The sequence below is a fragment of the Pseudomonas sp. NFACC13-1 genome (assembly GCF_900104425.1).
Taxonomy (GTDB): domain Bacteria; phylum Pseudomonadota; class Gammaproteobacteria; order Pseudomonadales; family Pseudomonadaceae; genus Aquipseudomonas; species Aquipseudomonas fluorescens_AA.
In genome coordinates, this window is the sequence record NZ_FMXV01000056.1 from 1 (window position 1) to 9,417 (window position 9,417).

Annotated in this window: 8 protein-coding genes; 5 read left to right on the forward strand and 3 right to left on the reverse strand. The window is 62.4% G+C overall.

Translation table 11 applies throughout. The annotated features are described in order from the left end of the window. The first annotated feature begins 202 nt into the window (after nt 1-202). Complete coding sequence (locus BLQ55_RS30820; protein ID WP_092200055.1) at nt 203-862, forward strand: NAD(P)-dependent oxidoreductase; 660 nt, start codon at nt 203-205, stop codon at nt 860-862. A 78-nt stretch (nt 863-940) separates the two neighbouring features. On the opposite strand, the gene BLQ55_RS30825 is transcribed toward BLQ55_RS30820, so the two are convergent. Continuing rightward, a complete protein-coding gene (locus BLQ55_RS30825; RefSeq protein WP_092200052.1) occupies nt 941-1,891 on the reverse strand; it encodes a choline sulfate utilization transcriptional regulator in 951 nt (316 codons plus the stop codon). A gap of 114 nt (nt 1,892-2,005) precedes the next feature. On the opposite strand from BLQ55_RS30825, the gene betC reads away from it, so the two are divergent. The 3 genes from betC (at nt 2,006) to BLQ55_RS30840 (ending at nt 6,233) form a co-directional block, all read left to right on the forward strand. Then, the gene (gene betC, locus BLQ55_RS30830) at nt 2,006-3,520 is read left to right on the forward strand and encodes a choline-sulfatase (RefSeq protein WP_092200049.1); all 1,515 of its coding nucleotides are present in this window, start codon (nt 2,006-2,008) and stop codon (nt 3,518-3,520) included. A 15-nt stretch (nt 3,521-3,535) separates the two neighbouring features. Then, on the forward strand, nt 3,536-4,456 hold the full coding sequence (gene choX / locus BLQ55_RS30835) for a choline ABC transporter substrate-binding protein (protein WP_092259474.1): 921 nt from the start codon (nt 3,536-3,538) through the stop codon (nt 4,454-4,456). Between the two features lie 208 nt (nt 4,457-4,664). Further along, the gene (locus BLQ55_RS30840) at nt 4,665-6,233 is read left to right on the forward strand and encodes a SulP family inorganic anion transporter (protein WP_092259477.1); all 1,569 of its coding nucleotides are present in this window, start codon (nt 4,665-4,667) and stop codon (nt 6,231-6,233) included. Between the two features lie 137 nt (nt 6,234-6,370). On the opposite strand, the gene aroE is transcribed toward BLQ55_RS30840, so the two are convergent. Both aroE and hemF read right to left on the reverse strand, forming a co-directional pair. Continuing rightward, complete coding sequence (gene aroE, locus BLQ55_RS30845; protein WP_092259480.1) at nt 6,371-7,192, reverse strand: shikimate dehydrogenase; 822 nt, start codon at nt 7,190-7,192, stop codon at nt 6,371-6,373. 13 nt (nt 7,193-7,205) lie between these two features. Beyond that, nucleotides 7,206-8,120 (reverse strand): oxygen-dependent coproporphyrinogen oxidase, encoded by a 915-nt coding sequence (hemF, locus tag BLQ55_RS30850; protein WP_092200037.1) that lies wholly within the window; start codon nt 8,118-8,120, stop codon nt 7,206-7,208. Between the two features lie 162 nt (nt 8,121-8,282). Here hemF and BLQ55_RS30855 point away from each other — a divergent pair, with 162 nt between their 5' ends. Then, nucleotides 8,283-9,260 (forward strand): quinone oxidoreductase family protein, encoded by a 978-nt coding sequence (locus BLQ55_RS30855; protein ID WP_092259483.1) that lies wholly within the window; start codon nt 8,283-8,285, stop codon nt 9,258-9,260. Nucleotides 9,261-9,417: the final 157 nt, after the last annotated feature.

Genomic DNA, 9,417 nt, shown 5'->3' on the forward strand with positions numbered 1-9,417 from the left:
GGCATGGTCAGATCCTCGCGAAATCGACCCTGCCAGTTAAAAACTGTTACCTATGTGCGTGAACTGATTCGTAACCCATGTGGGTGAGTCATACCTGGTAGCCCTTGATCCGCTGCATCTGTACTCCTTGGAAAAGAGGCCGAACCCTCGCCGTTTGCCGCGGGTCAGAGCCTTTACATGCGCGTTAAAGAGGAAAACAGCCATGAAAAACGCTGAAACCCCGGTCATCAAAGTGGTGCTCTATGGTGCCATGAGCAGCCTCGGCAGTGCGTTGATGGCTGAAATGTTGCGGCGCCAGCATGAGGTCATCGCCATTCTCGACGATCTTACCGCCCTGGCTCCACGCCCGGGCCTGCGGACCAAGACCGGCGATCTTTTCGACCCGGAGCGGGTCAAGCAAAGCGTTGCCGGTGCCAGCGCCGTGGTGTGCCTGTTGAACGCGCCGGGGTTGCCGATGAACAGCGAACAAGTGGAGCGCACCTTGATTCCTGGCCCGGTGGAGCAAGTCCTGGCGGTGGATGCCCTGATCGCCGGCATGCAGGCGGTGAACGTGCCCCGGTTGTTCCTGATCGGCGACTTCGCCGTGCTCGACGAAGAGCAGGCCGACGACGATTTGCAGCGCCATGCCGCCGAAGAAGTGCTCGACGCCCTCAAGAACAGCACCTTGCAGTGGACCTTGGTCAACGCCCCTTACGCCGCGCCTGGCCTGGGCATCGAGCATTTCAGCCAGGTCAGCACCAGCCTCGAACCCGGCATGGCCGAATCCCTGGAGCGGCTCAACCGCGTGGCGGTCGGCATCGCTGACGAACTGCACTTGAACCTGCATGTGGGCGAGCATGTCAGCTTTGTCGCCGCCCACTAGCTGTCGACATCCGTGGCGAGGGAGCTTGCTCCCGCTGGGCTGCGAAGCAGCCCCAAAAACATGGCGCTCGCCACGGCCTCAAACCGCAATCGAAGGCAACGGCAATCCCGTGAGCGATTCAGCACTGTTGGCCTGTTCTTCCATCAGCCAATCGACGAATTGCCTGATCAACACACCGCGTCGTTTACGCTGGGGCAAGACCACGTAATACCCCAGCCGCGACAGCACCGTTTCGGCGATCGGACGACACAGCAGCCCCTGGGCCAATAAGTTATCCACAAGGTGTCGCCAGCCGATGGCGACGCCTTGGCCACCAATCGCCGCCTGGATGAGGAGCGTGTAGTTGTCGAAGCGCAATTGCCCGGGGGCTGGCGGCGAGGTGATGCCCAGCTCGCGGAATACGCCGCTCCAATCGAACCAGCTGTTGCTGTTGCTCGCGCGCAGGTGCAGCAATGGAAATTCCGCCAAGGCCCGGGCGGGCAAGGGCAGGGGACGCTCCTTGAGCAGCAGCGGGCTGCACACCGGAAAGACTTCTTCGCTGAACAGCCAGCGACTTTCGCCTTGTTTGAAGCGACCGTCGCCGAAAAGAACGGCAACGTCGATATCGGTCCGCAGCATGTTGTGGTTGCGTTCGCTGGTCACCAGGCTCACGTCCACCTGGGGGTTGGCCGCGTGAAAGCGATGCAGGCGCGGCATCAGCCAGTAAGCGGCGAAGGCGAAGTCCGTGGCGACCTGCAGCACCTCATGCTGCTGTTGGGCGGTGATCGCGCTCAGCCCGGCATCGATGCTTTGCAAACCGGCCTGCACCTGCTCGAACAGGATCGTCCCGGCCTCGGTCAGTTCGATGCCCCGGTAGATCCGGTCGAACAGCCGTGTGCCCAGTTGTTCTTCCAGGCGCTTGATCTGCTGGCTGATGGCCGGTTGCGTGGTGCCCAGCTCAATCGCCGCCGCCGTGAAGCTTTGTTGGCGGGCCGCGGCTTCAAAGGCACGGAACAGTTCCAGGGACAGGCTACCCAGGGCGTCATACATAAGCTGTGCTTATCCTAGTCATTATCCTGCATGGGCTTTACCCCAAAACCCGGGGGCTACATGCTCGATCGCAGCACTATCGCATAACTGCCTACTATGGAATGCCGCGAATACATGAAGCGCAAGAACATTCTTTTCATCATGGCCGATCAAATGGCCGCGCCAATGTTGCCGATCTACGGTCCTTCGCCGATCAAGCTGCCGAACCTGTCGCGCCTGGCCGCCGAGGGCGTGGTGTTCGACGCCGCCTATTGCAACAGCCCGCTGTGCGCGCCGTCGCGTTTCACGTTGGTGAGCGGCCAGTTGCCCAGCAAGATCGGCGCCTACGACAACGCGGCGGATTTTCCTGCGGACGTGCCGACCTACGCCCATTACCTGCGTCGCCTCGGCTATCGCACAGCGTTGTCCGGCAAGATGCACTTTTGCGGTCCCGACCAACTGCACGGCTACGAAGAGCGCCTGACCAGCGACATTTACCCGGCCGACTACGGCTGGGCAGTGAACTGGGACGAGCCGGACGTGCGGCCGAGCTGGTACCACAACATGTCGTCGGTGTTGCAGGCCGGCCCTTGCGTGCGCACCAACCAGCTGGATTTCGATGAAGAAGTGGTGTTCAAGGCCCAACAGTACCTGTTCGACCACATCCGCGAAGACGGTGACCAGCCGTTCTGCCTCACCGTATCGATGACCCACCCACACGACCCGTACACGATTCCCAAGGCGTTCTGGGATTTGTATGACGACAACGACATTCCGTTGCCGCAGACCCCGGCGCAAACGGACCTCGATCCACATTCCCAGCGGCTGCTGAAGGTCTATGACCTGTGGGACAAGCCGCTGCCTGTGGATAAGATCCGTGATGCCCGCCGCGCCTATTTCGGCGCGTGCAGCTACATCGACAGCAATGTCGGCAAGCTGCTGCAGACCCTGGAAGATACCGGTCTGCTGGACGACACGATCATCGTCTTCTCCGGCGATCATGGAGACATGCTCGGCGAAAAAGGCCTGTGGTACAAAATGCACTGGTTCGAAATGGCTGCCCGCGTACCGTTGCTCATCAGCGCACCGGGGCAGTTCGCCAGCGGCCGGGTGGGTGCGGCGGTGTCCACCGCCGACCTGCTGCCGACCCTGGTGGAACTGGCCGGCGGTACGCTGGAACCCGGTTTGCCTCTGGATGGCCGTTCGCTGGTGCCGCATCTGCAAGGGCAGGGCGGGCATGACGAAGTCTTCGGTGAATACATGGCCGAAGGCACCATCAGCCCCCTGATGATGATCCGTCGTGGCCCGTGGAAATTCATCTACAGCGAAGATGACCCGTGCCTGCTGTTCGACGTGCGCAACGATCCCAAGGAGTTGGAAGATCTCAGCCAGTCTCCCGAGCATCGATCCCTGTTCGCCGATTTTCTCGCCGAGGCGCGCGCCAAGTGGGATATTCCGGTTATTCACCAACAGGTGCTCGCCAGCCAGCGCCGCCGCCGTTTTGTCGCCCAGGCGCTGACCCTGGGCAAACTCAAGAGCTGGGACCACCAGCCGCTGGTGGACGCCAGCCAGCAGTACATGCGTAACCACATCGATCTCGACGATCTGGAGCGCAAGGCCCGTTATCCACAACCCTGCCAAAACCAATAACGTAAGGGCAAGCACATGCAAAAGTTATCCACAGTACTGACCGCTGGGCTGTTGGCGTTGAGCAGTGTTTCGGCGTGGGCCGAGCAGAGCTGCGAGACCGTGAAAATGGCTGACCCGGGCTGGAGTGACATCGCCGCGACCAACGCCATTACCGGTTTTCTGTTGGATGGCATGGGCTACAAGGCCAAGGTCGACACCCTCGCGGTGCCGATCACCTTCGGTGGCCTCAAGGACGGCCAGGTGGATGTGTTCCTGGGTAACTGGATGCCGGCGCAGCAGGGCTTCTATGACAAATTCGTGGCCACGGGCGATGTCACGCAACTGGCCAAGAACCTCGACGGCACCGAATTCACCCTGGCGGTCCCGGACTACGTCTGGGACGCCGGTGTGCATGACTTTGCCGACCTGAACAAATTCGCCGACAAGTTCGAGAAGAAGATCTACGGTATCGGTTCCGGCGCCCCGGCCAACCTCTCCCTGAAAGAAATCATCAAGACCAATGACTTCGGCATGGGCGAGTGGAAACTGGTGGAGTCCAGCGAGCAGGCGATGCTGGCGGAAGTCTCCCGGGCGGTGAAGAAACAGAAGTTCGTGACCTTCCTGGGCTGGACGCCGCACCCGATGAACGTGCAGTTGAAAATGCATTACCTCAAGGGCGGCGAGAAGTATTTCGGCGATACGGGCAGCGTCTATACCCTGACCCGCAAGGGTTATGCACAGGCCTGCCCGAACGTTGGCAAGCTGTTGACCAACCTCAGCTTCACCCAGGAAATGGAGAACAGCATCATGGCCGAGGTGGTGAACAACAAAGTCAGCAACGCCGATGCGGCCAAGGCCTGGATCAAGGCCAACCCGGCGGTGCTGGACAAGTGGCTGGACGGCGTGAAGACCGTGGATGGCAAGGATGCGTTGGCGGCGGTGAAGGCCAAGCTCTGACAGCCGCGCTGCTTTGCGGGCGCGGAGCACTGTAGAGAGGAAATCCATGTGGGAGCAAGGCTTGCCCGCGATGAAGACGACTCGGTCTTTCAGAGACCGAGGTGCCTGTTTCGCGAGCAAGCTTTGCTCCCACATAAATCCCCTCGCCACAGGGAGAACGGTGCCCGGTCCTGATACCCTTGCCCCATTCCCCCATCCTTGAGGCCCCATGGCAATCCCCACGCGCCATTCACTCTTTCCGTTCCTGAGCTGGCTGCCCCGGCAAACCCGCGCCAGTGTCGGCCGTGACCTGATCGTTGGCCTGAGTGGTGCGATTCTCGCGTTGCCGCAGTCCATTGCCTACGCCCTGATCGCCGGCCTGCCACCTGAGTACGGTCTGTACGCGGCGATTGTTCCCGTTTTGATCGCCTGCCTCTGGGGTTCGTCGTGGCACTTGATCTGCGGTCCAACGGCGGCCATCTCCATTGTCCTGTACGCCACCGTCAGCCCTCTGGCGGTACCCGCCAGCCAGGACTACATCACCTTGATCCTGCTGCTGACAGTCCTGGCGGGGATTTTCCAGTGGCTGCTGGGGCTGTTGCGTTTCGGCGCGCTGGTGAATTTCGTCTCCCACTCGGTGGTGCTGGGTTTCACCCTGGGGGCGGCGGTGGTGATCGCATTGGGGCAGTTGCCGAACCTGCTGGGCCTCGATTTGCCCAATGAAGCCACGGCATTGAAGGGCCTGCTGACGTTGGTCAGCCATATCGAGGCTGTGGATAAACCGTCATTGCTGCTGGGTTTGGGCACGCTGCTCCTGGGCGTGGTGCTCAAGCGCTTGCTGCCGCGCTGGCCGAGCCTGTTGATAACGTTGGTCATCAGCAGCCTGGTGGTCTGGTTGTGGCCGGCGATGTTCGGGCATGTGGCGCTGGTCAGCGCCTTTGCCGGGCGCCTGCCGCCGCTCACGCTGCTGCCGCTGGACCTGGAACTGATCCTGCGCTTGCTGCCCGGGGCCGTCGCGGTGGGCATGCTCGGGCTGGTCACCAGCCTGTCCATCGCCCGTTCGTTGTCGGTACGTTCCGGGCAATTGCTCGATGCGAATCAGGAGGTGAGGGCGCAGGGGCTTTCCAACCTCGTTGGCGGATTTTTCTCTGGATCCTTGTCGGCCGGTTCCTTCACCCGTTCCGGCCTCAGTTATGAAGCCGGCGCCTGCTCGCCCCTGGCCGGGGTGTTCTCGGCCTTGTGGGTGGCGTTGTTCGCGGTCGCCGGGGCGAAACTGATCGCGCACATCCCGATTCCGGCCATGGCCGGCAGCATCCTGCTGATCGCCTGGGGGCTGGTGGACCACCGTGGTATCCGGGCGTTGTACCGCGTGAGCCGCGCCGAATTCATGGTGATGAGCCTGACCTGCCTGGCCACGTTGCTGCTGGAACTGCAGACCGCCATTTACGCCGGCGTACTGGCCTCGCTGTTCTTCTACCTCAAGCGCACCTCACAGCCGCGGGTGCAGCACTTTCGCGAGGGGGAGGCGGAGATCCTGCGGGTGGGAGGCTCGATCTTTTTCGGCGCTAGCCATTACCTGCAAGTACGCCTGCAACGGTTGCAGGCGCAGCGGGTGGTCATCGATGCCCAGCAGATCAACTTCATTGATTATTCCGGGGTGGAAATGCTCCACCAGGAAGCCCGGCGCCTGCGCGGCCAGGGGCGTAGCCTGACCTTGCGCAAGGCCAGGCCCCAGGTGGTGGAGGAGTTGTTGAAGCTGGAAGGACCGGAACATTGCCCGATCCATTTTGAGGATTAAAAACTGTAGGGGACTTGAGGCAGCACATACCTGTGGCGAGGGGATTTATCCCCGTTGGGGCGCGAAGCGGCCCTGCTTTTTTGGGACTGCTTCGCAGTCCAACGGGGATAAATCCCCTCGCCACAACAGCCTGAAGCCTACAGCGCGAGCTGGCGGCGCAGCTCGGCCAGCACCGGCGCGGTGTCCGGGCGTACCCCGCGCCACAGGTAGAACGCTTCGCCCGCCTGTTCGGCAAGCATGCCCAGGCCATCCATCGCCACCGCCGCCCCGTGCGCACTGGCCCAACGGCAGAATGAAGTCGGTTCCTTGCCATACATCATGTCGTAGCAGACCGTCTTGCCGGGCTCGATCAAGCTGGCGGCAATCGGCGGCACATCCCCCGACAGGCTCGCGGAGGTGGCGTTGATGATCAGGTCCACTGGTTCTTGCAGCCAATCGAAGCCACTGGCCGAGACCGGGCCCAGGTCGGCGAACGATTCGGCCAGCCATTCGGCTTTTTCCACCGTGCGGTTGGCGATGATCACCGAGGCCGGCGCTTCGGCCAGCAGCGGCTCCAGGGCGCCGCGCACCGCGCCGCCGGCCCCCAGCAACAGGATGCGCTTGCCCTGGAGGCTGAAGCCGGCGTTGACGGTCAGGTCCCGGACCAGGCCGGCGCCGTCGGTGTTGTCACCCAACAGGCGGCCGTCGGCCAGTTTGCTCAAGGTATTGACCGCCCCGGCCCGCTGGGCCCGCTCGGTCAGGGTGTCGGCCAGGCGGAAGGCGTCTTCCTTGAACGGCACCGTGACGTTCGCCCCACGCCCCTCGCGGAAAAATGCCCGGGCGCAACCGGAGAAATCCTCCAGCGGTGCCAGCAGCGTGGTGTAGTCCAGCACCTGCCCGGTCTGATCGGCGAACAGGCGATGGATCAACGGCGACTTGCTGTGGCCGATCGGGTTACCCATTACAACGTAGCGATCCATGGAATATCCCCGTTCAGGCCGTTGCCAGCCAATCGCGATCCTGCAGGAAGTACTCGGTCAGCCGCGCCTCTTCGCTGCCCGGCTCGGCTTTCCAGTCGTAGCCCCAGCGCACTTGCGGCGGCAGGGACATCAGGATCGACTCGGTACGCCCGCCCGATTGCAGCCCGAACAGGGTGCCGCGGTCGTAGACCAGGTTGAATTCCACGTAGCGCCCACGGCGAAATTCCTGGAATTCCCGTTGCTTGGCGGTGAACGCGTCGTGCTTGCGGCGACGCACGATGGGCAGGTAGGCATCGATGTAGGCGTCGCCGATGGCGCGGATGAAGGCGAAGCAGGTGTCGAAACCCCACTCGTTCAGGTCGTCGAAAAACAGGCCGCCGATGCCCCGGGGCTCGTTGCGATGCTTGAGGTGGAAGTAGCTGTCGCACCAGGCCTTGTAGCGCGGATACACCTCGGGGCCGAACGGCGCGCAGGCTTGCTCGGCGACGCGGTGCCAATGCACGCAATCCTCTTCTACGCCGTAGTAGGGCGTCAGGTCGAAGCCACCGCCGAACCACCAGACGGCTTCTTCGCCTTCCTTTTCGGCGATGAAGAAACGCACGTTGGCGTGGGAGGTCGGCACGTGGGGGTTGTGCGGGTGGATCACCAGCGACACGCCCAGGGCTTCGAAGCCGCGTCCGGCCAGTTCCGGCCGATGGGCGCTGGCCGAGGGTGGGAGACCGCTGCCAAATACGTGGGAAAAGTTGACGCCGCCCTTTTCGATCACCGTGCCGTTTTCGATCACCCGCGTGCGACCGCCACCCCCGGCCGGCCGGGTCCAGGCATCTTCGACGAAGCGCGTGCCGCCGTCCTCGGTTTCCAGGGCGGCGCAGATTCGGTCTTGCAGGTCGAGCAGATAGGCTTTCACGGCCTCGGTACGAGTGGACATGACGTCACCTTGATCAGGGCTACGCTACGCGGCGTATAGCGGGCCGGTGGCAAATGGGCGCACAGGATACCACCGCACTTGCCCACGCCACAGTTGACGACGGTCAAGGTTAGGAGTCCGATAGCAGGCTTGGTAAAAGTCTGCGACAAGGAGAAAGTGAAGATGGCCAAACGTATCCAGTTCCGTTCCAACGGCGGTCCCGAAGTGCTCGAGTACGTCGACTATCAGCCGGCCGAGCCGGGCCCGCAGCAGGTACGCGTCAGCAACAAGGCGATCGGCCTGAATTTCATCGACACCTACTACCGCAGCGGTCTTTATCCGCTGACGGCGCTACCTTCGGGCCTGGGTGCCGAGGGCGCGGGCGTGGTCGAGGCCATCGGTCCAGGCGTCACGCGGTTCAAGGTCGGCGACCGGGTGGCGTACGGCAGCGGACCGCTGGGGGCCTACAGCGATGTGCATGTATTGCCCGAAGCCAACCTGGTGCATCTGCCCGAATCCATCAGTTTCGAACAGGCCGCCGGCGTGATGCTCAAGGGCCTGACTGTGCAATACCTGCTGCGCCAGACCTACGAACTCAAGGGTGGCGAAACCATCCTGTTCCACGCCGCCGCCGGTGGCGTGGGCTCCTTGGCCTGCCAATGGGCCAAGGCCTTGGGCGTGAAGCTGATCGGTACCGTCAGCTCGCCGGAAAAAGCCGCCATTGCCAAATCCCACGGTGCCTGGGAAACCATCGACTACAGCAAGGAAAACGTCGCACAGCGCGTGCTGGAATTGACTGACGGCAAGAAGGTGCCCGTGGTGTACGACGGCGTTGGCAAGGACACCTGGTTGACCTCCCTGGACAGCGTCGCCCCCCGTGGCCTGGTGGTGAGCTTCGGCAATGCCTCGGGTGCCGTGGACGGTGTGAACCTGGGGATTCTTTCGGCCAAGGGCTCGCTGTACGTCACCCGCCCGACCCTGGCGACGTACGCCAACAATGCCGAAAACCTGCAGCGCATGGCTGATGAACTGTTCGGGATGATCAGTAGCGGCAAGCTCACGGTGGACATCAACCAGCGTTATCCACTGGCGGAAGCGGCCAAGGCCCAGACCGAGCTGTCGGCGCGGCGGACGACGGGGTCGACCATTCTCTTGCCCTGAGATTTGGTGGTTCAGATTGCTTGAAAACCTGTGGGAGCGAGCTTGCTCGCGATAGCGGCGCATCAGTCAACATCAATGCTGGCTGACCTGATGCCATCGCGAGCAAGCTCGCTCCCACAAGGGTTTTGCAGTGTCCACAGATCCGGCATTCGCCACA

Coding starts and splice junctions, on each gene's coding strand:
- BLQ55_RS30820 (WP_092200055.1), top strand. CDS start 203: ATGAAAAACGCTGAAACCCCGGTCATCAAAGTGGTGCTCTATGGTGCC.
- BLQ55_RS30825 (WP_092200052.1), bottom strand. CDS start 1,891: ATGTATGACGCCCTGGGTAGCCTGTCCCTGGAACTGTTCCGTGCCTTT.
- betC (WP_092200049.1), top strand. CDS start 2,006: ATGAAGCGCAAGAACATTCTTTTCATCATGGCCGATCAAATGGCCGCG.
- choX (WP_092259474.1), top strand. CDS start 3,536: ATGCAAAAGTTATCCACAGTACTGACCGCTGGGCTGTTGGCGTTGAGC.
- BLQ55_RS30840 (WP_092259477.1), top strand. CDS start 4,665: ATGGCAATCCCCACGCGCCATTCACTCTTTCCGTTCCTGAGCTGGCTG.
- aroE (WP_092259480.1), bottom strand. CDS start 7,192: ATGGATCGCTACGTTGTAATGGGTAACCCGATCGGCCACAGCAAGTCG.
- hemF (WP_092200037.1), bottom strand. CDS start 8,120: ATGTCCACTCGTACCGAGGCCGTGAAAGCCTATCTGCTCGACCTGCAA.
- BLQ55_RS30855 (WP_092259483.1), top strand. CDS start 8,283: ATGGCCAAACGTATCCAGTTCCGTTCCAACGGCGGTCCCGAAGTGCTC.